This window comes from Elioraea tepida (genome assembly GCF_019203965.1).
GTDB classification, from domain to species: domain Bacteria; phylum Pseudomonadota; class Alphaproteobacteria; order Acetobacterales; family Acetobacteraceae; genus Elioraea_A; species Elioraea_A tepida.
Genome location: NZ_CP076448.1, coordinates 796730 through 819538 on the forward strand (window position 1 = coordinate 796730; position 22809 = coordinate 819538).

Annotated in this window: 19 protein-coding genes; 12 read left to right on the forward strand and 7 right to left on the reverse strand. The window is 71.7% G+C overall.

Annotated elements, in window-relative coordinates:
* Positions 1–46 precede the first annotated feature (46 nt).
* Positions 47–853 carry a creatininase family protein gene (locus tag KO353_RS03815; protein ID WP_218286427.1) on the reverse strand — a complete coding sequence of 269 codons (807 nt, stop codon included), beginning with the start codon at positions 851–853 and terminating at the stop codon, positions 47–49.
* 4 nt (positions 854–857) lie between these two features.
* Positions 858–2042, reverse strand: a complete 1185-nt coding sequence (locus KO353_RS03820; protein ID WP_218286428.1) for a M20 metallopeptidase family protein — start codon at positions 2040–2042, stop codon at positions 858–860.
* 155 nt (positions 2043–2197) lie between these two features.
* Between KO353_RS03820 and KO353_RS03825 the strand changes: the two genes are divergently transcribed.
* The 4 genes from KO353_RS03825 to KO353_RS03840 are packed head-to-tail and all read left to right on the forward strand — an operon-like array spanning position 2198 to position 5874.
* Entirely contained in the window at positions 2198–3205 is a 1008-nt protein-coding gene (locus KO353_RS03825; RefSeq protein WP_218286429.1) for a Bug family tripartite tricarboxylate transporter substrate binding protein, read from the forward strand.
* Between the two features lie 22 nt (positions 3206–3227).
* A complete protein-coding gene (locus KO353_RS03830; RefSeq protein WP_218286430.1) occupies positions 3228–3680 on the forward strand; it encodes a tripartite tricarboxylate transporter TctB family protein in 453 nt (150 codons plus the stop codon).
* Positions 3681–3691: 11 nt separating this feature from the next.
* Positions 3692–5191 (forward strand): tripartite tricarboxylate transporter permease, encoded by a 1500-nt coding sequence (locus tag KO353_RS03835; RefSeq protein ID WP_218286431.1) that lies wholly within the window; start codon positions 3692–3694, stop codon positions 5189–5191.
* Positions 5191–5874, forward strand: coding sequence for a DUF2848 domain-containing protein (locus KO353_RS03840; protein ID WP_218286432.1), 684 nt, complete (start codon positions 5191–5193; stop codon positions 5872–5874). The genes KO353_RS03835 and KO353_RS03840 overlap by 1 nt, the downstream gene beginning before the upstream one ends.
* Before the next feature lie 37 nt (positions 5875–5911).
* Here KO353_RS03840 and KO353_RS03845 read toward each other — a convergent pair whose 3' ends face one another.
* From KO353_RS03845 to recA, 3 genes are all read right to left on the reverse strand, one after another.
* Positions 5912–6433 (reverse strand): GNAT family N-acetyltransferase, encoded by a 522-nt coding sequence (locus tag KO353_RS03845; protein WP_328774499.1) that lies wholly within the window; start codon positions 6431–6433, stop codon positions 5912–5914.
* 136 nt (positions 6434–6569) lie between these two features.
* Positions 6570–9221 carry an alanine--tRNA ligase gene (alaS, locus tag KO353_RS03850; RefSeq protein WP_218286434.1) on the reverse strand — a complete coding sequence of 884 codons (2652 nt, stop codon included), beginning with the start codon at positions 9219–9221 and terminating at the stop codon, positions 6570–6572.
* A gap of 306 nt (positions 9222–9527) precedes the next feature.
* Positions 9528–10562, reverse strand: a complete 1035-nt coding sequence (recA, locus tag KO353_RS03855; protein WP_218286435.1) for a recombinase RecA — start codon at positions 10560–10562, stop codon at positions 9528–9530.
* A 395-nt stretch (positions 10563–10957) separates the two neighbouring features.
* Here recA and KO353_RS03860 point away from each other — a divergent pair, with 395 nt between their 5' ends.
* From KO353_RS03860 to KO353_RS03875, 4 genes are all read left to right on the forward strand, one after another.
* Complete coding sequence (locus KO353_RS03860; protein ID WP_218286436.1) at positions 10958–15328, forward strand: DUF3320 domain-containing protein; 4371 nt, start codon at positions 10958–10960, stop codon at positions 15326–15328.
* A gap of 63 nt (positions 15329–15391) precedes the next feature.
* Positions 15392–15808 carry a hypothetical protein gene (locus tag KO353_RS03865; RefSeq protein WP_218286437.1) on the forward strand — a complete coding sequence of 139 codons (417 nt, stop codon included), beginning with the start codon at positions 15392–15394 and terminating at the stop codon, positions 15806–15808.
* A 29-nt stretch (positions 15809–15837) separates the two neighbouring features.
* Positions 15838–16668: a carbon-nitrogen hydrolase family protein gene (locus KO353_RS03870; protein ID WP_218286438.1), complete on the forward strand. Its 831-nt coding sequence runs from the start codon at positions 15838–15840 to the stop codon at positions 16666–16668.
* Positions 16665–17423: an NAD kinase gene (locus KO353_RS03875; protein ID WP_218286439.1), complete on the forward strand. Its 759-nt coding sequence runs from the start codon at positions 16665–16667 to the stop codon at positions 17421–17423. The genes KO353_RS03870 and KO353_RS03875 overlap by 4 nt, the downstream gene beginning before the upstream one ends.
* A gap of 156 nt (positions 17424–17579) precedes the next feature.
* Here KO353_RS03875 and aroB read toward each other — a convergent pair whose 3' ends face one another.
* Entirely contained in the window at positions 17580–19292 is a 1713-nt protein-coding gene (aroB, locus tag KO353_RS03880) for a 3-dehydroquinate synthase (protein WP_218286440.1), read from the reverse strand.
* Positions 19293–19396: 104 nt separating this feature from the next.
* Between aroB and KO353_RS03885 the strand changes: the two genes are divergently transcribed.
* Genes KO353_RS03885 through KO353_RS03900 form a run of 4 tightly spaced genes read left to right on the forward strand, consistent with a single transcriptional unit; the run spans position 19397 to position 21988 of the window.
* Complete coding sequence (locus KO353_RS03885; protein WP_218286441.1) at positions 19397–19540, forward strand: hypothetical protein; 144 nt, start codon at positions 19397–19399, stop codon at positions 19538–19540.
* 16 nt (positions 19541–19556) lie between these two features.
* Positions 19557–20495: a tyrosine recombinase gene (locus KO353_RS03890; protein WP_218286442.1), complete on the forward strand. Its 939-nt coding sequence runs from the start codon at positions 19557–19559 to the stop codon at positions 20493–20495.
* Positions 20496–20514: 19 nt separating this feature from the next.
* Positions 20515–21474 carry an acetyl-CoA carboxylase carboxyltransferase subunit alpha gene (locus KO353_RS03895; RefSeq protein WP_218286443.1) on the forward strand — a complete coding sequence of 320 codons (960 nt, stop codon included), beginning with the start codon at positions 20515–20517 and terminating at the stop codon, positions 21472–21474.
* Between the two features lie 10 nt (positions 21475–21484).
* Positions 21485–21988: an MAPEG family protein gene (locus tag KO353_RS03900; RefSeq protein WP_218286444.1), complete on the forward strand. Its 504-nt coding sequence runs from the start codon at positions 21485–21487 to the stop codon at positions 21986–21988.
* Positions 21989–22029: 41 nt separating this feature from the next.
* Here KO353_RS03900 and KO353_RS03905 read toward each other — a convergent pair whose 3' ends face one another.
* Positions 22030–22689: a hypothetical protein gene (locus KO353_RS03905; protein ID WP_218286445.1), complete on the reverse strand. Its 660-nt coding sequence runs from the start codon at positions 22687–22689 to the stop codon at positions 22030–22032.
* Between the last annotated feature and the right edge of the window lie 120 nt (positions 22690–22809).

The following is a 22809-nucleotide window of genomic DNA, read 5'->3' on the forward strand; positions in this document are numbered from 1 at the left end:
CCGTGCACGGCAGCCGACCCGGCCCCTGCCGGCCGCTCAGGCCCTCTCAGCGCTGCGCGGCGAGATGGGCGATCAGCCGCGCCCCGGCCTCGACGATCCAGGCGACGGCGCGCGCGCCGAGCTCGGCGCTGCCGCGTGCCGGGTCGCCGCCGACCACGCCGGAGGGAGCGATCCGATCAAGCTCGATCGGAACGGTGACGTCGAGGCCGAAGGCATCGAGCGTGCCGAAGCCCGTGACGGGAAGGCCGAGCACGGGCGGTGGCGGTTCCGGCCCGCGCATCAGGTCGGGCCGGCAGAGCTCCGGGAAGAGGGCGAGCGCGACCGACCAGAGCGGGTCGGCACCATGGCCGAGCGTCGCACGGTCCCCGCCCAGGGCCTCCCAGCGCGCGGCGAGAGACCGCCATAGGTGCAGGCACGGCGCGAGACGCCTGCCCGCGAGCGCTATCCCGCGCGTCACCAAGTCGATGGTCGTCGCGTTTCCGGAATGGCCGTTGACGATCAGAACGCGATCGCTCCCGTGCCGCGCGAGGCAGGAAAGAACGTCCTCGAGCAGGGCGGCGAGCGTTGTCTGCCTCAGCGACACCCCGCCCGGAACGGAGCCGAACCAGTCCGCCCCGCCGAAGGGGATCGGCGGCAGGACGAGCGCCTCGATCCCCGCGGAGGCGGCGCGTTCGGCCATCAGCGTCGCAAGCCGGTCGGCGAGCAGGAAGTCGCCCATCGGCGCGTGCGGCCCCTGCTCCTCGAGGCTTCCCATCGGCAGGAGCAGGACCGGGCCGCGCGCGAGGCGCTCCCGCACCTCGGCGGAGGCAAGCTCGGCGAGCCTGACCCGAAGCGTCGGCGCCTCCCCCGGCATCGGCTCAGCGGAGGAGGTCGAGCGCCGCGCGAGCGAGCGCCTCCACACCGACGGCGATCGCGCCCTCGTCGGGCTGGTAGGCGCTGTTGTGGAGCGAGTCGTTCCGCCCGGGCGCGCCGGCGCCGATGCGCAGATGCGCCGCCGGCACCGCGGCGGCGAAGCAGGCGAAATCCTCCGCCCCCATGCTCGGGCTGCCCTTGACCACCGACGCCTCGCCAAACGCCGCCCGGATCGTGCCGACCACGCGCGAGAGCAGGAGCGGGTCGTTCACGAGCGGCGGCACCTTGCGGGCATAGGCGAGGTCGGAGGGAAGGCGCAGGCCCGTCTCGATGCCGGCGAGCAGGCGGCGCATGCCGGCCTCGACGGCGTCGCGCGCCGACGCCTCGAGGGTGCTCACGGTTCCCTTCAGCGTCACCGTATCGGGGATGATGTTGCGAACCGTTCCGCCCTGGATATGACCGACCGTGACCACCGCTGGAGACAGCGGGTTCACCTCCCGGCTCACCAGGGTCTGCAGCTGGCCGATGAAGAGCGCCGCCCCGGCGACGGGGTCGATCGCCTGGTGCGGGTGGGCGGCGTGGCCCGACCGACCGCGGAAGACGATGTCGAACGCATCCGACGCCGCCTGGCAGGCCCCCTCGACCCAGCCGATCGTGCCGACGGGCTGGTAAGGCCAGTTGTGGAAGCCGAGAGCGAAATCGGGCTTCGGGTCCTCGAGCACGCCGTCGGCGATCATCGCCTCAGCCCCCTCGAGGATCTCCTCCGCCGGCTGGAAGACGAGGAGCACGCGCCCCGCAAGGCCTGGGGCGAGGCGCTTGAGAACCTCGGCCGCCCCGAGCAGCGTCGCCGTGTGCAGGTCGTGGCCGCAGGCATGCATCTTCCCCGCGACTTCGCTCGCGAAAGGAAGCCCCGTCTGCTCCTCGATCGGCAGGGCGTCCATGTCGGCGCGGAGGAGAAGCGTCGGCCCGGGCCGCCCGCCCTCGATCAGCCCAACCACGCCGGTGCGCCCCACACCGGCGCGCACGGGAATGCCGATCCGGGAAAGCTCGGCCGCCACGCGGGCTGCCGTGCGGTGTTCCTCGAAGGCGAGCTCCGGCGCGCGATGCAGCTCTCGCCGGAGCGCGACCAGCGCCGGGGCGATCCGCTCGAGCTCCTCGCGCACCACGCTCTCTGGGTCGTTCGCCGTCATGCGCCGGTCCTGTCTCGCTTCGCCCACCTTGGTCGCCCCGAGGAGCGAGGACGCTGCGCCAAAGGCTGTGCGGCAAGCCGGGGCGGCGCGGGCTTGCCCGTCCTGGCCGGGCATGCGATACGCAGACGAGGGGAAACTGGTCCGAGGAATGCGCCATGGTAGGAGGGTGCCACCGGGCTTTTGGGCGCGCGCCGCTCCTCATCGCCCGCCGCGGGCTGATCGCCGCGGGGCTTGCCCTGGCGTACGCGCCTGCCCGATCGCAAGGGACCTGGCCGAACGGGCCGATCCGCTTCGTCGTTCCCTTCGCCCCGGGCGGCACAACCGACATCATGGCGAGGCTCGTGGGGGAGCGATTGCAGGCGCGCCTCGGTGTTCCGGTCGTGATCGAGAACCGGCCGGGAGCAGGGGCGACCATCGGCAGCCTTGCGGTCGCCCAAAGCCCGCCGGACGGGCAGACACTCCTGATGAGCAACATCGCAAGCCATGCGATCAGCCCCGCCCTCTACCGAAACGTCCGCTACGATCCGGTGAAGGACTTCGCCCACATCGCGATGGTGACGGTGAACCCCTCCGTGATGGTGGCCAACCCGCGCTTCGAGGCGCAGTCGCTCGAGGCCTTCATCGCGCTCGCCAAGGCGCGGCCCGGACAGGTGCATTACGCCACCTCGGGCGCAGGGTCCTCGAACCACATGATCGGGGTGAGGCTCGCGCTTGCGGCCGGACTTGAGCTCGTCCACATCCCCTATCGCGGCGCCGGCCCGGCGATGACGGACGTGATCGCGGGGGTGGTTGGCGTGATGTTCGACAGCCTTCCCTCCGCTTCGGCGCATATCCGGGCGGGAAGCGTGAGGGCGCTCGCCGTCTCGGGGGCGGAGCGCAGCCCGGCATTCCCGGATGTGCCGACCTTCCGGGAACAGGGCATCGACATCGTCTCCTATTCCTGGTTTGGCGTCTCCGCCCCAGCCGGCACCCCAAGCGCGATCGTCGAGCGGCTGAACGCCGAGATCCGCGCGAGCATCGCCGAGCCTGCCGTCGCGAGGCGCCTTGACGAGCTCGGCGGCAGCCCGCGCGACTGGTCTCCTGCCGAGTTCACCGCCTTCGTCGAGCGCGAGGTCGCCACCTGGGCGCCGGTGGTGCGCGCCTCGGGCGCGACAGCCGACTAGCGCACACGAGGGAGCGGAGGCCATGCGGCTCAAGCCAGACGCGCAGGACATCTTCGCCGGCCTTCTCTTCATCGCCTTTGCCGGCGTCATGCTGTGGTTGAACACCGCACATCCGATCGGCACGGCGCGGCGGATGGGCCCGGGCTACATGCCGATGCTCGCCTTCTGGATCCTCGGCGGGCTTGGCGTCGTGGTCGTTCTCGGCGGCCTGTTCAGCGGCGCGAACGCGATCGGCCGCTTCGCCTGGCGCGAACTCGCCCTCATCCTCGCCGCGATGGTCGTGTTCGGGCTGACCGTCGAGCGGCTCGGCTTCGTCGCCTCGATCACGCTCTGTGTGGCCATCGCCTCGCTCGCAGAGAAGCGGTGGAAGCCCATGCGCGTCGCCGGGCTCGTCGCCTTCCTGCTCGCGCTCTGCTGGTTCCTGTTCATTTGGTATCTCGACATCCGAATTCCTGTGTTCCCCTGGTCGCACTGAGGCCAAGCCGGATGGACCTGCTCTCCAACCTCGCCTTCGGGTTCAGCGTCGCTCTGACGCTTCAGAATCTCGGCGCCTGTCTGATCGGCGCCCTGCTCGGCACGGCGATCGGCGTGCTTCCCGGCATCGGCCCGGTGGCAACCATCAGCCTGCTCCTACCGCTCACCTTCGGCATGTCCTCGACCACCGCCATCATCATGCTCGCCGGCATCTACTACGGCGCGCAGTATGGCGGCTCGACGACTTCGATCCTGATGAACCTGCCGGGCGAGGTCAGCTCGGTGATCACCGCGCTCGACGGCTACCAGATGGCGCGCAACGGCCAAGCCGGGCCCGCTCTCGCCATCGCCGCTCTCGGGTCGTTCTTCGCGGGCTGCGTCTCCACCCTGCTCGTCGCCGCCTCGGGCCCGCTGCTCACCTCCATCGCCCTTTCCTTCGGGCCGGCCGACTACTTCTCGCTGATGTTCCTCGGCCTGATCGTCTCGGCCGTGCTCTCCGAGGGCAATGTCGTCAAGTCGATCGCGATGATGGTGGCCGGCGTCGGGCTCGGCCTCGTCGGAACCGACGTGCAGACCGGTCAGCAGCGCTTCACCTTCAACATCCCCGAACTGTCCGACGGCATCGGCTTCGCGCCGATGGCGATGGGCATGTTCGGCGTCGCCGAGATCATCCGCAACCTCGAGATGCCGGAGATGCGCGACGCGCTGAAGACGAGGATCAGCCGGCTGTGGCTGACGAAGGAGGAGTGGAAGCGCGTGGTGGGCCCGGTGCTGCGCGGCACCATGCTCGGCTCGATCGTCGGCATTCTGCCGGGCGGCGGTGCCGCCCTCTCATCGATGGGCGCCTACACGCTCGAGCGCCGCATCAGCCGCAACAAGCACCTCTTCGGCAAGGGAGCGATCGAGGGCGTGGCCGCACCCGAGAGTGCCAACAACGCCGCCGCCCAGACCTCGTTCATCCCGCTGCTCACCCTCGGCATCCCGGCCAATGCGGTGATGGCGCTGATGGTCGGCGCCTTGATCATCCAGGGTATCCAGCCGGGGCCGCGCATGATCGAGGCCCAGCCCGCTCTGTTCTGGGGGCTGATCGCCTCGATGTGGATCGGCAACCTGATGCTCGTGATCATCAACCTGCCCCTGATCGGCATGTGGGTGCGGCTGCTCAAGGTGCCCTATGATCTGATGTATCCGTCCATCCTCGTGTTCTGCGCGATCGGCGTCTACAGCCTCAACAACAACAGCTTCGACGTGTTCGTCACGGTGGTGTTCGCCCTCCTCGGCTATCTCTTCTCCAAGATCGGCTGCCCGCCCGCGCCGATGCTGATCGGCTTCGTGCTCGGCCCGATGATGGAGGAGCATCTGCGCCGGGCGATGCTGCTCTCCCGCGGGGACCCGATGGTGTTCCTCCAGCGCCCGATCAGCGCCACGCTGCTTGCGCTCGCGCTGGTCGCGGTGGTGGCGATGGCTCTGCCCTCGATCCGCCGCGGCAAGGACCGGGCGCTCGCAGGCTGATGACCACGCTCTCCGTCACCTGCGTTTCCGCCGCCGGAGCCGAGCGCCGCACGCTCGAGCTGCGCGCCCTTGTCGTCGCGGGCCTCACCGGGCGCGACACCGCCGCCGTCGAGCACCATCTTGCCGAGCTTGCAGCGATCGGCGTCAAGGCGCCGGCGCGGATCCCCGCCTATTTCCGAAACACCTCCTCGCTGATCACCCACGGCACGGCGATTGAGGTGCTCGGCCCCGACACCTCAGGCGAGGTCGAGTTCGTGCTCGTCGGCATGCCCGACGGTCTCTGGGTCGGCCTCGGCTCGGACCATACCGACCGCCGCGTCGAGGCTGTGGCGATCGACGTCTCGAAGCAGCTCTGCGCCAAGGTGGTTGCCCCGGTGCTGTGGCGCTTCGACGAGGTGGCGGAGCACTGGGACAGCCTGACCCTCAAGGCCTGGATCGACGAGGGCGAGGGGCTTGCGATCTACCAGGACGGGTTGGTCGCCTCGATCCGCCGTCCCGAGGAACTGATTGAGGGCTACACGGGAGGGGCGCCGCTTCCGGTCGGCACCGTGATGTTCGGCGGCACTTTCGGCGCGATCGGCGGCATACGTCCGAGCCGGCGCTTCGAGATGGAGCTCGCCGACCCGGTGCTCGGGCGGGTGATACGCCACGGCTACAGCGTCACCACGCTCCCGCTCGCCTGAGCGCGGCGGTCGGGGGCGTGCCGGTCGGTCGCCTGGGTCAGTTGCCGAGGATACGCTGCATCAGCACGAGGTCGAGCCAGCGGTCGAACTTCCGGCCCACCTCGGGCATCAGCCCGACACGCACGAAGCCGAAGCGCTCGTGCAGCGCGAGCGACGCCTCGTTCCGCGCCTCGATGCCTGCGACCATCACATGCGCCCCGAACGCCACCGCCCGCTCGATCAGCGCCCCGAGCAGGGCGGAGCCGACGCCCCGACGCTGCGCGGCGCGCGCGACATAGAGCCCGTGCTCCACGCTGTGCAGATAGCCCTCGTAGGGCCGGAACTGGGCGAAGCTCGCAAAGCCCGCGACCGCGCCGCCGAGCTCGGCGACCAGAACCGGAAAGCCCCCCGCGCGTCGTTCCTCGAGCCAAGCGAGCCTTTGCGCGTGCGTCACGGGCGTGATGTTCCAGTTCGCCGTGGTCGTGAGAATGGCGTCGTTGGTGATCTCGACGATCGCGGGGATGTCGGCCTCCGCCGCATCGCGGACCGTCACCGCCGCATGAACCTGTGGCGCCGTCACGCCCGATGTCGGTTGCATCCGCCGACGCCCCCGCTCAGTCCCAGTCGCCCTTCCGCGCCCCACTCATGCCACGGGTGCACCGGCGACGCGACCCCGGCGACACCCGGCGCGGAGGCGCGGGCCCCGTGCTGCCGCGTCAGGCAGCGAGCGCCCCTCTGACCGCGGCGAGAGCCTCCTCCGCCTTCGCCGCATCTGGCCCGCCCGCCTGGGCCATGTCCGGCCGTCCGCCGCCGCCCCTGCCGCCGACGGCGGCGGAAGCGGCCTGGGCGAGCGCCACGGCGCTGAAACGACCGGTCAGGTCCGGCGAGACCGACACGACAATCGAGGCCTTTCCATCCATCGGCGAAACGAGCGCCACGACGCCGGAGCCGAGCCGCTTCCTGATCTCGTCCGCAAGCCCCTTGAGCTCGCGCGCCGGCACCTCGACCACGCGGCCGGCGAACCGCACCCCGCCCACCTCCTCGTAGGTCGGAGCCGCGCCGGCATCGCCCGTGGCGAGCTTCCTGCGGAGGTCGGACAGCTCCCGCTCGAGCCGGCGACGCTCCTCGATCACCGCCTCGATCCGCGCCGGCACCTCGGCGGGCGGAACCTTCAAGGCGGCGGCGGCGCGCGCGAGCGCCTTCTCGGTCTCGCCGATATAGGCAAGCGCCGCCTCTCCGGTCACCGCCTCGACGCGGCGCACGCCTGCGCTCACCGCTCCCTCCGCGACGATCTTGAACAGGCCGATCTCGCCGGTCGCGCGCACATGCGTGCCGCCGCAGAGTTCCACCGAGTAGTTCCCTCCTCGCTCCGTCGCCTCCGGGTCGTAGCCCATCGAGACGACGCGCACCTCCTCGCCATACTTCTCGCCGAAGAGAGCGATTGCGCCTTGCCTCACCGCCTCGTCGGGGGTCATCAGCCGGGTGACTACAGGGGCGTTCTCGCGCACGCGCGCGTTCACCTCCGCCTCGACCCAGGCGAGCTCGGCCGGCTCGATCGGCCTCGGGTGGCTGACGTCGAAGCGCAGACGGTCGGGCGCAACCAGAGAGCCCTTCTGCGCGACATGCATGCCGAGCCGGCGGCGAAGCGCCTCGTGCAGGAGATGGGTGGCGGAGTGGTGGGCGCGGATCGCGCTGCGACGGGCGGCGTCGACGCTCGCGCGCACGGCATCGCCCACCCTCAGAACGCCCTGGCGCACCGTTCCGAGATGCACGAAGAGATCGCCGAGCTTCTTCTGCGTGTCGCGCACCGCGACGATGAGCCCGTCGGCGTTGGTGATGGTGCCCGTGTCGCCGACCTGGCCGCCGCTCTCGCCATAGAACGGGGTCTGGTTGAGGATCACCGCAACCTCGTCGCCGCCGCGCGCCTCCTGAACGGGTTTTCCGTTCACCACGATGGCGCGCACCTCCGCTTCCGCCGCCTCGGCCGTGTAGCCCAGGAACTCGGTCGCGCCCACGCGGTCGCGCAGGTCGAACCACACCGCCTCGGTCGCCGCCTCGCCCGACCCAGCCCAGGCGGCGCGGGCGCGGGCGCGCTGCTCCTGCATCGCCGCCTGGAAGCCGGCGACATCGACGCCCCGCCCCTCGGCCTTGAGCGCATCCTGGGTGAGGTCGAGCGGGAAGCCGTAGGTGTCATACAGCTTGAACGCGACCGCACCGGGAAGTGGCTCGCCCGCGCCGAGCTTCGCCGTCTCCTCCGCAAGCAGATGGAGGCCGCGGTCGAGCATGGCGCGGAATCGCGTCTCCTCGGTGCGAAGCGTCTCGGTGATCAGCGCCTCGGCACGGCCGAGCTCAGGATAGGCCACACCCATCTGACGAATAAGGGCCGGAACGAGCCGACACAGCAACGGCTCGGTCGCGCCCATCAGGTGAGCGTGGCGCATCGCCCGGCGCATGATACGCCTCAGCACGTAGCCGCGCCCCTCGTTCGAGGGCAGAACGCCGTCGGCGACGAGAAAGCACGCCGAGCGAAGATGGTCGGCCACCACACGGTGGCTCACGCGATGCGGCCCGTCCGGGTCGGTCCGCGTGGCCTCGGCGGAGGCGAGAATCAGGGCGCGCAGCGTGTCGGTGTCGTAGTTGTCGTGCTTGCCCTGGAGGATGGCGGCAAGCCGCTCGAGCCCTAGCCCGGTGTCGATCGAAGGCTTGGGCAGGGGGACGCGGCTGCCGTCGGGCAGCGCCTCGAACTGCATGAAGACGAGGTTCCAGATTTCGATGAAGCGGTCGCCATCGGCCTCGTCGCTTCCGGGCGGGCCGCCGGCGACCTCTGGGCCATGGTCGTAGAAGATCTCAGAACAGGGCCCGCAGGGGCCGGTGTCGCCCATCGACCAGAAATTGTCGGAGGTGGGGATCCGGATGATCCTCTCCTCCGGCAGCCCCGCGATCCTCCTCCACAGCGACGCCGCCTCGTCGTCCTCATGGTAGACGGTGACGAGGAGACGCTCCCGCGGCAGGCCGTAGTCCCTGGTCACGAGCTCCCAGGCAAGGGCGATCGCCCGCTCCTTGAAATAGTCGCCGAAGGAGAAGTTCCCGAGCATCTCGAAGAAAGTGTGGTGGCGGGCGGTGTAGCCGACATTCTCGAGGTCGTTGTGCTTGCCGCCAGCGCGGACGCATTTCTGTGCCGTCACCGCCCGGGAGTAGGGCCGCGTCTCGAGCCCGGTGAACACGTTCTTGAACTGAACCATGCCGGCGTTGGTGAACATCAGTGTGGGGTCGTTGCGCGGCACGAGCGGCGAGGACGGCACGACCGTGTGGCCGTTGCGCGCGAAGAAGTCGAGGAAGGCGGCGCGGATGTCGTTCGACGAGGGCATGGGTGCGTATACCGAGGGCTTGCGTTCGGCCGGCGCGGCCGCGTCTCGCCCCGTATCTAGCCGGGAGGGCGCGCTTTTCCTAGGGAGGCCCGGTGCCGATCCCTAGCCGGCGCTGCCCCAGGGCCCGGCGCGCCGCGCGCACGGCGTCGCACCGCCTGCCGCCCGCCGTCGCCGGGCGCTGACGCAAGAGGCCCGCACGTCACCGATGGGGCATCACCCGAAGCGTGACGCCGCACAAGGCGCGCGTCCGACCGCGTTCGGTGAACAGACGAGGGGGCAACGCCAGCTGGAGCAGGCCCTGCCGGCTCAGTCGGCTGCGTCTGCGTCCTCGCCGCCCGAGGCCATCAGGCTGTCGGCCACCTGGCCGGCTTGGGCGCGGATCCGCTCCTCGATCTTTGCCGCAACGGCAGGGTTCTCCTTGAGGAAGGCCTTCGCGTTCTCGCGCCCCTGGCCGATCCTCTGGCTGTCGAAGCTGAACCACGCGCCCGATTTCTCGATGATCCCCGCCTTGACGCCAAGATCGATCAGCTCGCCCGTCTTCGAGATCCCCTCGCCATAGGTGATGTCGAACTCGACCTGCCGGAACGGCGGCGCCATCTTGTTCTTCACCACCTTCACCCGCGTCTGGTTGCCAACCACCTCGTCGCGGTCCTTGATCGCGCCGATCCGGCGTATCTCCATGCGGATCGAGGCGTAGAACTTGAGCGCATTGCCGCCCGTGGTGGTCTCGGGGTTGCCGAACATCACCCCGATCTTGAGGCGTATCTGGTTAAGGAAGATCAGGATCGTCTTCGACCGAGAGACCGAGCCGGTGAGCTTGCGCAGGGCCTGGCTCATCAGCCGCGCATGCAGCCCGACATGGCTGTCGCCCATCTCGCCTTCGAGTTCAGCGCGGGGGACGAGCGCGGCGACGCTGTCGACCACGAGCACGTCGATCGCGCCCGACCGGACCAGCGTGTCGGCGATCTCGAGCGCCTGCTCGCCGCTGTCGGGCTGGCTGATCAACAGGTTGTCGACGTCGCAGCCGAGCTTTCGTGCATAAACCGGGTCGAGCGCGTGCTCGGCGTCGATGAAGGCACAGGTGCCGCCGCGCTTCTGCGCTTCCGCGATGCAGTGGAGCGCGAGCGTCGTCTTGCCGGAGCTCTCAGGCCCGTAGATCTCGATGATCCGCCCGCGCGGCAGGCCGCCGATGCCAAGGGCGAGATCGAGGCCGAGCGAGCCTGTGGGGATGACCTCGATCGGCTCGCCCTGGGCCTTGCTGCCCATCCGCATGACCGAGCCCTTGCCGAAGGCGCGCTCGATCTGCTGGAGCGCCTGGTCGAGCGCCTTGTTCTTGTCCATCGCGTCGGCCTCTGTCCTGCTGCCGGATCATCCTCGCGGCACGGTTGCCCCGCACCGCCGAGTCGCACGGAAACGTAGCATGGGGCGGAGCGCGCCGCATCACGGCCCGCCTCGGGTCGGGGCCCCAGGGCGCGGTGTCGGGCCGCCCGAGCGGAACGGACCGGTCTTGATCCAGCGCAAGGCGGCGCGGGCGGGATCGTGGTGCCATCCTCGCGTCGAGCCCGACTGCCGGGCGTGAAGCAAGGCGCAACGGACGCGGATACTCCCCGCCGCGCCGGCGCGGCAGACCCGACGCTGCCACTCGGGCCCGCCCCCAGGCGGGCCCTTTTGTCGTGTGGCGCTTCCCAGAGCGCCCGGGCTTTGGGCAGGATCGCGGCCGGCAGGGGGGCGGACGCATGACGGAGGCGGTGAGGGCGGCACTTCTCGCGGCGCGGCGAAGCCTGCTCGACTTCTCGACGCGAAACCGCCTGCTCTCCCTGCCCGCCCCCGGCCGAAGCGCCGGCGTGCTTGCGATCGACGGCGAGCGGTCGGAGGCCGTGTTCCGTCGTCTCGTCTCCGAACGGGCCGCGATGGGATTCGCTCCCGCCGCGGTCTCGGCCGCACCAGGGGATGACGGCGCAAAGCGTCCGCGACGCCGCGCCACCACAGCGACCGGTGCGGCAGGGACCGGCGCCGCGCCCGACCCCGACGACACGCTACTCTCCTCCCCGCTCGCGGAAGCCGCTCTTGCCCGCGTGCTCACCCGGCTCGAGCGCGACTCCCGGTCGGTGCGCGAGGAGCAGGGGATCAACATCCTCGCCTGCTCTCTCGGCCAGCTTCTGTGGCGCGACCCGAACACGCCCGGAACCGAGCGGCGTGCCCCGCTGATCATGGTCCCCGCCCTGCTTCGCCGCGGCACGGCGCGCGACCCGTTCCGCCTCGCCTGGGACGAGGGCGAAGTGGGAGGCAATCTCACGCTCCAGGCCTTCCTCGCCGACCAGTTCCGACTCCGCCTGCCCGACTTTCCCGAGCTCGACGAGCGCGATCCCGACGCGTGGTCGGTTCTCTCCGCCTGGCTTGATTCGGTCGGCGCGGCGGTCGAGGGAGCGGAGGGCTTCCGGGTCGAGCGCGATGCGATCGCGGTCGGGCTCTTCTCCTTCGCCAAGTTCCTGATGTACCGGGATCTCGACCCGGACGCTTGGCCCGAGCCCTGGCGGCCGGACAGGCACCCCCTCATCGCCGCGCTCGCCGGCGCAACACCGCCGCCGCCCGCTGAGCTCTTTCCCGACGACACCGACATCGATCGCCTGATCCCCGTCGAGCGGCTGGATTTCGTGCTCGACAGCGACGGCAGCCAGACGCTCGCGGCGGAGGCGGTCAGACGCGGCGCCTCGCTCGTCATCCAGGGCCCGCCCGGGACCGGCAAGAGCCAGGTGATCACCAACCTGATCGCCCAGGCCGTTCTGGACGGGAAGACCGTTCTGTTCGTTGCCGAGAAGCTCGCCGCTCTCGAGGTGGTGCAGCGTCGTCTTGCCGCCGTCGGCCTCGGCGCCGCCTGCCTCGCTCTGCACAGCGACAACGCCAATCGACGCGCCCTGCTTACAGAGCTCGACATCACGCTGAAGGCGCCACGGCCCTCCCCGCCCGACCGGAGCGCGGTCATCCGCACCCTCGGCGCACTGCGCGGTCGCCTCAACCGCCATGCCGCGACCATGCACGCCGCGATCGGGCGGACCGGCTGGACCGCCTTCCGCGCGATCGGTGAGGCGGCGCGGCTCAAGGCGGCGGGCGTGCCGGCGCCGGATTTCCAGCTCCCCGCCGCGTCGTGGAGTGCCGAGGAGATCGAGGCCGCAACACGCCTCGTGCGGGAGCTTGCCGCGACCGTCCGCCGGATCGGCACGCCCGCGCGCCACCCCTGGCGCGGCGTGACAGCCACCATGCTCGCACCGACGGACGCCGAGCGCGTCGCGGCGCGACTCCCCGCCGCGCTCAAGGCTCTCGGCGCGCTTGCCGCCACCGGAGCGGCGACGCGGCGTGCGGCGGAGGAGCGGCTCGCCACGCTCCGCGCCGCTGCGCGCTTCGCCGCCCTGCGCGCGCGCGCTCCTGGCGCGACCGAGGCGGCTTGGACCACGCCCGGCCTTGCCGAGCTCGCGCGCATGCTCGCCGAAGAGGGCGGCCTGTTCGGCGCCTTCTCGCCCTCGCGGCGCCGCGCGCGCGCAACCCTAGCCGCGCTTGCGGGCGGCACGGCTCCGGCGGACCCGCAGGCCTTCCTCGGCGCCCTGATCGAGGGCCAGGAGCTGCTCGCTGCCGCCCCTGACGCCCGCACCACCGCCCCCGATGCGAAGGCCGAGACGCGGCTCGCCGAGGCGCTCGCGGCGGTGCGCGACGCGGTCGACCCCCTTTTCGCCGAGCTCGGCCTCGACCTTGCCCACGCCTTCGGCAGCGACGACCCAGCCCTTGTGGCGCTCGCCGAACGCCTCGGCCTCTGGGCAGCGGCTCCGGAAGGCGCTCTCGCCGACTGGCTCGGCTGGACGCGGCTGCGAGCGGAGGCCGAAGCGGCCGGGATCGGAGCCGTCGCGGAACGTCTCGCCTCCGGGTCGATCGCGCCGGAGGACGCGCCCGCCCTGTTCCGACGCGCGCTTGCCGAGGCGCTGCTTGCGGCGGCGATGCGCGCGTCTCCCACGCTTGCCGCCTTCGACGGCCCCGCCTTCACGCGCCTTGTCGAGGAGTTCCGCGAGGCCGACCGGGCGCGGATCGCGCTCGCGCGGGCGGAGGCGGCAGCCGCCCATGCCGCCCGTCTTCGCATTGCCGAGGGGCCGGACATGCTGCGCGAGATGGCGGTGATCCGCGGCGAGCTCGCCAAGAAGCGCGGGCACCTCCCGATCCGCACGCTGATCGCGCGCGCGCCGAACGCGATCCAGGCGATCAAGCCCGTGTTCATGATGAGCCCGCTTGCGGTGGCGGAATTCCTCGCCCCCGGAGCGATCGGCTTCGACCTCCTCGTGATCGACGAGGCGAGCCAGGTGGAACCGGCCGATGCGTTCGGGGCGATCGCGCGCGCGCGGGCGATGGTGATCGTCGGCGATGACCGGCAGATGCCGCCCACGCGCTTCTTCGCGCGCCTCACCGGCGAGGAGGATGAGGACGAGGCCGCCCAGGAGGATGTCCAAGCGAAGGATGTCGAGAGCATTCTCTCCCTCTGCAACGCGCGCGGCTGGCCCACCCAGATGCTGCGCTGGCACTACCGCTCGCGACACGAGAGCCTGATCGCCGTCTCGAACGCCGAATTCTACGAGAACCGCCTGCTCGTCATCCCCTCGCCGCGGCCACGCTCCCCTGGCCTTGGCCTGTCGCTTGTGCGGGTCGAGGGAAGTTTCGATGCGGGAGGGACGAGAACGAACGCGGCCGAGGCCGAGGCGGTGGCGGACGCGGTCGTTCGCCACGCGCGCGAGACACCCGGCGACACGCTCGGGGTGGTCGCCTTCAGCGTGCGGCAGCGCGACGCCATCCTCGATGCGGTCGAGGCACGGCGTCGCGCCGACCCCTCGCTCGAGGCGTTCTTCAGCGCCCACCCGGCGGAGCCCTTCTTCGTCAAGAACCTCGAGAACGTGCAGGGCGACGAGCGCGACGCGATCCTGATCAGCGTCGGTTATGCGCGCGGGCCTGACGGGAAGCTTGCGATGCGCTTCGGCCCGCTCTCGGCCGAAGGCGGAGAGCGTCGCCTGAATGTGCTGATCACGCGGGCGAAGAAGCGCTGCATCGTCTTCTCCGGCCTCAGCGCCGATGACATCGACCTCGCCCGCGCCTCCGGGCGGGGCCCCGCGGTGCTGAAGCGCTTCCTCGCCTACGCGGCTGGCGCCGAGACCGTCGCGACCGCGGAAGGGGAGGACGACTCGGCGCTCTCGGAGGCGATCGTGGGCGCGCTCGAGCGCGAGGGCCTCTCGGTCTCGCGTCGCGTCGGGCTTTCCGGGCTCTATGTGGACGTTGCGGTGCGCGACCCCGCGGGCGAGGGCTACGGCCTCGGAATCCTCACCGATGGCGCGTTCTACGCCTCGGCCCGCTCTGCGCGTGATCGCGACCGGCTTCAGGAGAGCGCTCTCGGCATGATGGGCTGGCGGCTCACCCGAAGCTGGGCGGCGGATTGGCTCGTCCGCCCGGAGGCGGAAGCCGCGCGGCTTGCGGCACTCGCAGGCGCGCGCGAGGAGCAACCGGCGGCAGAACGGGAGGCGAGGCCGGCGCCGCACGGGCTGAGTGTTCCCTACGCCATCGCCGCTCCCGCCGTGCCGAAGGACACGCCGCTCGCCGCCGTGCCGTTCGCGCGGCTCGGCGCGATTGTCGAGGAGATCGTGCGGATCGAGGGCCCCGTGCACACGGACGCGGTGATCGCCCGTGTCGCCGAGCTTTGGGGCATCGAGGCGGGGCCGAGGGAGCGCGCCGCGGTGCTGCAGGCGCTGAGGCTCGCGAAGGAGCTTCATGGCCTCACGCAGGAGGGGGAGTTCTGGCGGACCGACGGAACGGCGCTGCAGGTGCGCGACCGTTCCGCCCTCGCCGAGCCCTGGCGCAGCCCGGCCTGGATCGCGCCCGGCGAACTCCGCGCCGCGCTTCTCGCCGCCCTCGACCTGGGCGGCGGGGCCGCCGCGCGCGAGGCCGTCATCGCGGGCGCGGCGCGGCTTCTCGGCCTCGGCCCCGGCGCGCAGCCGGCGCTCGCCGCGCAGCTCGCCCTTCTCGAGGGCGAAGGGAGGGTGCACGAGCGGGCAGGGCTGATCGCCGCCGCCGAAGTGGCCTGACGCGCACGACAAGGGCCGCCCGCGCGGGGTGCCAGGCGCCTGCCCTCCTGCTACAGTGCCGACATGCTCGACCTCAGAATCCCCGGCCTGCCCGACTGGGCCGCGCTTGTCCTGCTCGTCCTCGGCCTGACCATCCTGCTCGCCTGGGTGCTGATGCCCTTCTCCGTGTTCGGCGTGAAGGGGCGGATCGAGGCGCTCGAAGCACGCCTCGAGGTTATGCACGAGGAGCTGCGGCAGATCAGCGCGCGCCTCGCCCAAGGCAGCGCCGTCCGCGGCACCGAATTCGCGATTCCCGCCGAGTCGCCGATCCTGCGCCCCGACACGTCCCCCGTCCCAGAGCCCCGCCTCGCCCCGCCCATCCCGCCGCCGCCGGTGGTGCCGGAGAGGAGCCATCGTCCCTCCCCCGCGCAGCGCCTTGAGCCGATCGTGAAACAGACGGGCCGGGCCGAGCCGAAGCTCGCCTGGCCGCCGCGAGGCTGAGCGCGGGGCGCAGGGCAGGGAGAGCGCGGATGCGGGTGACCGTGGTGCAGATGAACCCGGGCGCGGACAAGGCGGCCAACATCGCCCAGGCAGAGGCTCTCATGGAGGCGGCGATCGCCGCCGACAGGCCCGACCTCATCGCGCTGCCCGAGATGTGGACCTGCCTCGGCGGAGACCGCGCGACCAAGTTCGCCGCGGCCGAGGCCCTGCCCGCCCCCGGGTCGAACGACCCCCCAGGCCCGGCCTACGCCTTCCTGCAGGCGCTCGCCTGCCGCCACCGCCTCCATGTGCACGGCGGCTCGATCGGCGAGGCGGCGGGGGACAGGCTCTACAACACCACCGTCGCCTTCGACCGCGAGGGCCGCGAGGTCGCGCGCTACCGCAAGATCCACCTCTTCGACATCACCACGCCCGACGGCACAGGTTACCGCGAGAGCGCAACCTTCGGCCGCGGTACGGAGATCGTCACCTACCAGGCCGACGGCACGACGGTCGGCTGCGCGATCTGCTACGACCTGCGCTTCCCGGAACTCTTCCTCGCGCTGCGGCGCAGGGGGGCGGAGCTGATCCTCCTGCCCTCGGCCTTCACCCTGCAGACTGGCAAGGACCACTGGGAGACCTTGATCCGCGCCCGCGCGATCGAGACGCAATGCTGGATCGCCGCCCCGGCCACCTGGGGCCGGCACGAGGAGAGAGGGGAGCCGCGCTACACCTGGGGCCACTCCCTTGTGGCCGACCCCTGGGGGCATGTGGTCGCGAAGGTGTCGGACGGCACGGGCTTCGCGACCGCGCGGATCGACCATGCGCGCACGGCCAAGGTGCGGGCCGACATGCCCGTGCTCGACCACCGCGTCCTGTGAGCTTCGCCTTCGTCGCCGCGGATACGGAGGCGGCGCGGGCGGCACGCGCCCGGCTGATCGCCCGCTACGGCCAAGCCGATGTGGAGACCGCCGACATTCTGGTCGCTCTCGGCGGCGACGGGTTCATGCTCGAGACGCAGCACCGCGAGCTCGGCCGCAACCGCCCGGTCTATGGCATGAACTGCGGCTCCGTCGGATTCCTGATGAACGAGTATCGCGAGGAGGGGCTGCCCGAGCGCCTCGCCGCCGCCGTGCCGACCGTTCTCCACCCCTTACGCATGCATGCGACCACGGTGATCGGCGGCGAGGCGGAGGCGCTTGCGATCAACGAGGTGTCGCTCCTGCGCGAGCAGCGCCAGGCGGCGAAGATACGCATCAGCGTCGACGGAACCGTTCGCCTGCCCGAACTGATCTGCGACGGCGTGCTGATCTCCACCCCGGCGGGGTCGACCGCCTACAACCTTTCCGCGCACGGACCGATCGTGCCGCTTGGAGCCAATCTGCTCGCGCTGACGCCGATCAGCGCCTTTCGCCCGCGGCGCTGGCGCGGCGCGCTCCTGCCCGGCTCGTCCGACGTGCTGTTCGAGGTGCTCGAGCCGGAGAAGCGCCCCGTCGCGGCGGTGGCCGACTACACCGAGGTGCGCGATGTGCTGATGGTGCGCGTGCGCGAGGACCGCTCGGTGTCGCTCACCCTGCTGTTCGACCCGGACCATTCGCTATCGGAACGGATCATCGCCGAGCAGTTCACGGTCTGACGCGGGTCCAAACCTGCCTGCACCGCCCCCGATATCCCCGTCGCGCGCCGCGGCGCGATTGCCTCGGCAGCCGGAGCGGCGAGGAGCTCCCTCCGTCGCGCACGGAACAAGCGAAGCGTGGAGCCGGACCGTCGCGGCCGATCCGCGAGCCTCCGCTCAGGGCGCGCAGCCCTCGTCGATCAGGAGCGCCGCCACCTCCTCCTCCGGCACGTCGCGGCTGATGAAGGCGGCACCGATGCCGCGGGCAAGGATGAAGGCGAGCCTGCCGGCCTCGGCCTTCTTGTCCTTCCGCATATGCCCGATCAACCGGGCGGCGGAGAAGCGACGGTCGAGCCGCGCGAGATCGGTCGGAAGGCCGCACGCCCTGAGATGGGCGCGCACCCGGTCGGCATCCTCCGCCGCGCAGAGGCCGAGCCGTGCCGAGAGGGTAAAGGCAAGCCCGAGCCCAAACGCCACCGCCTCGCCGTGCAGGAGCAGGCCGCCGTCATAGCCCACCTCCGCTTCGAGCGCATGGCCGAAGGTATGGCCGAGATTGAGCAGGGCGCGGCCGCCATCGGCCCGCGTCTCGCGCTCGTCGTCGGCGACGATGCGCGCCTTCGCCGCGCAGCAGGCGCGCACCGCCTCGGCGATCACCTCCAGATCGCCCTCGAGCAGGGCCGCCCCATGCGCCTCGCACCAGGCGAAGAAGGCGGGGTCGTCGATCAGCCCATACTTCACCACCTCGGCATAGCCGGCGCGGCGCTCGCGCAGCGGCAGCGTGGCGAGCACGGAGCTGTCGCAGAGCACCAGAAGCGGCTGGTGGAACGCGCCGACGAGGTTCTTGCCTGCCGGCAGGTTCACCCCGGTCTTGCCGCCGACGGAACTGTCCACCTGGGCGAGCAGCGTGGTCGGGACGTGGATCAAGGGGAGCCCGCGGAGGGCGATCGCGGCGACGAAGCCGGCAAGGTCTCCCACCACCCCGCCGCCGAAGGCGATTACGCCGGTCCTGCGGTCGATTCCCGCCTCGGTCATACGCTCGAGCAGGTCCGCGGCCATCGCCATGCTTTTCGACTGTTCGCCTGAGGGAACAGTCAGGACGGTGTGGTCGATGCCGGCCGCAGCGAGGCTGTCGGTCAGCGCGCGGCCGTGCAGCGCGGCGACCGTTGCGTCGGCGATCACCACCGCGCGACGCCGCGGCAGAACGGCAGCGGCGTGGGCCCCCGCGCGCGCGACCAGCCCTTCCCCGATCAGGATGTCGTAGGCGCGGCCCGGAAGCGGCACATGGACCGAACGCGGCGGCGACCAGGCGGTGATTGCCCGAAGCACCCGCGCCGTCGTCGCCTCGGCCGGTTCGTCCGTGCAATCGACCACGATGTCCGCCTCCGCATAGGTCGGGTAGCGCTTCGCCGCGAGCTCCGCGAGCACGGCGGCAGGATCCTTGCCGACAAGGAGCGGCCGGTCGGTGCGGCCGGAGACGCGCCGCACAAGGATCGGCAGCGGCACGCGCAGCCACACCGACAGCGCGCGTTGCCGCACCAGTGCCCGCGTCTCGGCGTCCATGAACGCCCCGCCCCCGGTCGCGAGCACGATCGGCTCTCCCCCGAGAAGCCGCGCGATGACGCGCCGTTCCCCGTCGCGGAACGCCCGCTCGCCATAGCGGGCGAAGATCTCGGCAACCGACATCCGGGCGGCTGCCTCGATCTCATGGTCGGCATCGACGAAGGGAAGGCCGAGGCGGGCGGCGAGCCGCCGGCCGATCGCCGTCTTGCCCGCCCCCATCAGCCCGACGAGAACGATCGCCCGCCCGCGCCATGCGGGGGGTGCGCCTCTGCCCGTTTCGTCGGCGGGTGCGGGGCGGATAGACTGGTGCTGATGCGAGTCGGAGCCCATGCGGTTCCGTCATCCGTCACCGCCCGCGCGGAGGCAAGCCTGCCGCGCGGGAAGCCGCCTCGTGGCCGCCGGCTCCGGAGGCGCAAAGGACCGACACGACGACGATGAGCCGTCTCGCCTTCCTGATCATCGCCGTGCTTCTTGCGCTCGTCGCCGCCGGCGCGGTGCTGATCGGCCTCTTCCCGCCCGAGCCGCGGCAGGCGCCGGTGGAACGCGTGCTTCCGGCGGAGCGCTTCGGGACGCGCTGAGGCGGCCGGGCGGGGGATGGACCGTCACGTCGAGGCCTTCCTCGAGATGCTCGCCGCGGAGCGGGCCGCGGCGCGCAACACGCTCGCCGCCTATGCGGCCGATCTCGCGCACGCCTCCGCCTTCCTGGCCGCGCGCGGCACCCCCCTCGCCCAGGCCGACGCGGCGAGCCTCGCGGCGTATCTCGAAAGCCTCGCGGCTGCCGGGCTCTCGCCGCGCACGGTCGCGCGCCGGCTCTCGGCGCTGCGACAGTTCTTCCTATTCCTCTACCGCGAGCGGGTCCGTCCCGACGACCCGACCGCGGAGCTCGACCGGCCGAAGCTCGGGCGCCGGCTGCCGCGCGTTCTCTCGGTCGAGGAGGTGGGCCGTCTGATCGAGGCGGCAGCGGCGGCCCCGCCTCCCGAAGGCCTGCGCGACGCGGCGCTGATCGAGCTGCTCTATGGCTCGGGCCTCAGGGCAAGCGAGGTGATCTCGCTGCCACGGGCGGCGTTCAACGCCGCCTCGGAGACCTTGCTGGTGCGCGGCAAGGGAGCGAAGGAGCGGCTCGTGCCGCTTGGGCCCCGGGCGCGGGCGGCGGTCGCGGCGATGCTCGAAGCCGAAGGCAGGGTAGGAAAGCGGCCGGCCTCGCGCTGGCTGTTCCCGGCGCGCTCGAGCTCGGGCCACCTGACGCGCCAGACGCTCGGGAACATCGTCAAGCGCGCCGCGATCGCAGCCGGCATCCACCCGGCCCGCGTCAGCCCGCATGTGCTGCGCCACGCCTTCGCGACCCACCTTCTCGAGGGCGGGGCCGACCTGCGCAGCCTGCAGGCCATGCTCGGCCATGCCGATGTCGCGACCACCGAGATCTATACCCACGTCAGCGTCGGGCGGCTTGCCGCGACGGTCGCGGCGCATCATCCGCTCGCGCGCCAAGAGGCGGCCCCAGCGGGGGGACAGCGCTCGCGCCCCCGGCGCTAGTGTGCTATCGCGCGCCCCCATGCGCCATTTCCTGGACTTCGAAAAGCCGATCGCCGAGATCGAGGGCAAGATCGAGGAGCTGCGGCACCTTCCCGGAACGCCCGAGGCAGACATCGCCGAGGAGGTCGAGCGCCTCTCCGAGAAGGTCGACAAGCTGATCCGCTCGACCTACGCGAAGCTCACGCCGTGGCAGAAGACGCAGGTCGCCCGCCACCCGGCACGGCCGCACGCGGCGGATGTCGTGGCCGGCCTGATCACCGACTTCGTGCCGCTCGCGGGCGACCGGGCCTTCGCCGACGACCGCGCCGTGATCGCCGGCCTCGGGCGGTTCGAGGGCATGGCGGTGGCGGTGGTCGGCACCGAGAAGGGAGCGGAGACGGAGGCGCGGGTTGCGCACAATTTCGGCATGGCGCGCCCCGAGGGCTATCGCAAGGCGCGGCGGGTGATCGAGCTCGCGGGGCGGTTCGGCCTACCGGTTCTCACCTTCGTGGACACTCCCGGCGCCTACCCCGGGATCGATGCCGAGGCACGCGGCCAGGCGGAGGCGATCGCGCGCGCGATCGAGGCCTGCCTCTCCGCCCCGGTCCCCATCGTCTCTTCGATCATCGGCGAGGGCGGCTCGGGGGGGGCGATCGCCCTTGCCGCCGCCGACCACGTGCTGATGTTCGAGCACGCGATCTACAGCGTGATCAGCCCCGAGGGCTGCGCCTCGATCCTCTGGCGCGATGCCGCCCAGGCGGAGGCGGCAGCCGAGGCGCTGAAACTCACCGCCGAGGATCTGAAGCGGCTCGGGCTGATCGACGGCATCGTGCCCGAACCGCTCGGCGGGGCGCATCGCGACCCGGCCGGGGCGATCGCCGCTCTGGGCCAGGCGGTCTCGGCAGCGCTTACGCCGCTGTTGTCGGAACCTGGGCAGAGGCTGGTGGCGCGCCGGCGCGAGAAGTTCCTCGCCATGGGCCGCGCCGCGCCGCCGGCCTGATCGGCCGCGCGTGCGGCTCATCTCCCTCTCGCTTTCGCTGATCGGGCTTGCCGTCGCGGGGCTCGCGACGTGGGCGATCTCCGGGGCGATCGGCATCCCACGCGGGTCCTCCAGCATGGCGTTCCGGCTCGGCCTCGCCCTTGCCGCGCTCCTGCCCGCGGCGATGGTGCTCGCGGCCATGGTTTTCGCCCAGATGCTGCTCAGGTTTGTCACCGGAGCGTTCGACCCGCTCGCCGGGCAGGACGGAAGGCTCCTCGTCCTGAACCAGCGCGTGATCACGAACACCGTCGAGCAGCTCGCCGTCTTCGCCCCCGCTCTGCTCGCCTGGGCGGCAGGCGCGGACGCTTCGGCGATGCCGTGGGTGATCGCGCTCGGGGTCGTGTTCGCCGCCGCGCGGATCGTGTTCTGGATCGGCTATCTGATCGATCCGGTGGCGCGCGCCGCCGGCATGGCCCCGAGCGCGGCAGCGTCGGTCGCGGCCATTGTCGCAGCCGTGCGCGCCTGGATCACCTGAGCCCTGCAGCGTCGCGGCGCGCCGTCCGGGGCGCCCGGTCCCTACTGGGCAGGCCCCGGGCAGAACATCGAGAGAGCGCGCACGTGCTCGCCATCTCCGGCGAAGCCTGCCGGATAGGCGCCGACTGCGACAGAGACGGCCGAGGCGGCCCGGTCGCGGCAGGCGCCGGCGACCATGCGCTCCGGCCGCGGGCCGGGCGGGACGAAGCGGCGCATCATGCGCGAATCCGTCGCCGAGGCGACGGCGAAGGCCCCGCCGGGCTCGCGGCCGGTCAGCGGCGCGCAGTCGATGGCGAGAGAGCGGACAGCCGTGCCGCCAGGAACCGGAACGACCTCCGCCCGGAACCCGGCAACAGCCGCGGCGGCCGGGCAGAGCAGTGTCGCCTCCTCGCCCGTCCGCTGCCCCGCGACGGCGGACCAGTCGAGCTCGTCCGCGCGCCAGCGGCAGTGGCCTGCGACGCAGAGGACTTCGGCGCAGCCGAGCGCGAGGCGGTTCAGGAGCGGCCCTCGGGCGATCCGAACCCCCACGATCGCCTGCGCCTCGGCGCAGCGCAGCGCTCCGACGAAGCTGAAACGCCCCGTGCCGCCGCCGGCCTGCGCCGTCTCCTGCTCGCCCGGGCGCGGCGGGCTCACCAGCAGCTGCGCCGCCGCAGCCGTGGCGAGGCCGAAGAGGGCAAGCAAGACAGGGAGGAGACGCCGCATGCCAGCCAGGATAGGGAACGGAGGCGGAGTCACGCACTGCCCGTGATGACGCAGGGGGGCGAGCCGACCGGCCCGGTATTTGCGCCTCGGCTGCTCTCCATGCCACGGTTTCGCAGCCAG

Bases quoted from the DNA above. Each gene is read 5' to 3' on its own strand.
- KO353_RS03820 (WP_218286428.1), bottom strand. From the start codon at position 2,042: ATGACGGCGAACGACCCAGAGAGCGTGGTGCGCGAGGAGCTCGAGCGG.
- KO353_RS03825 (WP_218286429.1), top strand. From the start codon at position 2,198: ATGGTAGGAGGGTGCCACCGGGCTTTTGGGCGCGCGCCGCTCCTCATC.
- KO353_RS03835 (WP_218286431.1), top strand. From the start codon at position 3,692: ATGGACCTGCTCTCCAACCTCGCCTTCGGGTTCAGCGTCGCTCTGACG.
- KO353_RS03865 (WP_218286437.1), top strand. From the start codon at position 15,392: ATGCTCGACCTCAGAATCCCCGGCCTGCCCGACTGGGCCGCGCTTGTC.
- KO353_RS03895 (WP_218286443.1), top strand. From the start codon at position 20,515: ATGCGCCATTTCCTGGACTTCGAAAAGCCGATCGCCGAGATCGAGGGC.
- KO353_RS03905 (WP_218286445.1), bottom strand. From the start codon at position 22,689: ATGCGGCGTCTCCTCCCTGTCTTGCTTGCCCTCTTCGGCCTCGCCACG.
- recA (WP_218286435.1), bottom strand. From the start codon at position 10,562: ATGGACAAGAACAAGGCGCTCGACCAGGCGCTCCAGCAGATCGAGCGC.
- KO353_RS03885 (WP_218286441.1), top strand. From the start codon at position 19,397: ATGAGCCGTCTCGCCTTCCTGATCATCGCCGTGCTTCTTGCGCTCGTC.
- aroB (WP_218286440.1), bottom strand. From the start codon at position 19,292: ATGGGCTCCGACTCGCATCAGCACCAGTCTATCCGCCCCGCACCCGCC.
- KO353_RS03830 (WP_218286430.1), top strand. From the start codon at position 3,228: ATGCGGCTCAAGCCAGACGCGCAGGACATCTTCGCCGGCCTTCTCTTC.
- KO353_RS03860 (WP_218286436.1), top strand. From the start codon at position 10,958: ATGACGGAGGCGGTGAGGGCGGCACTTCTCGCGGCGCGGCGAAGCCTG.
- KO353_RS03840 (WP_218286432.1), top strand. From the start codon at position 5,191: ATGACCACGCTCTCCGTCACCTGCGTTTCCGCCGCCGGAGCCGAGCGC.
- KO353_RS03890 (WP_218286442.1), top strand. From the start codon at position 19,557: ATGGACCGTCACGTCGAGGCCTTCCTCGAGATGCTCGCCGCGGAGCGG.
- alaS (WP_218286434.1), bottom strand. From the start codon at position 9,221: ATGCCCTCGTCGAACGACATCCGCGCCGCCTTCCTCGACTTCTTCGCG.
- KO353_RS03870 (WP_218286438.1), top strand. From the start codon at position 15,838: ATGCGGGTGACCGTGGTGCAGATGAACCCGGGCGCGGACAAGGCGGCC.
- KO353_RS03815 (WP_218286427.1), bottom strand. From the start codon at position 853: ATGCCGGGGGAGGCGCCGACGCTTCGGGTCAGGCTCGCCGAGCTTGCC.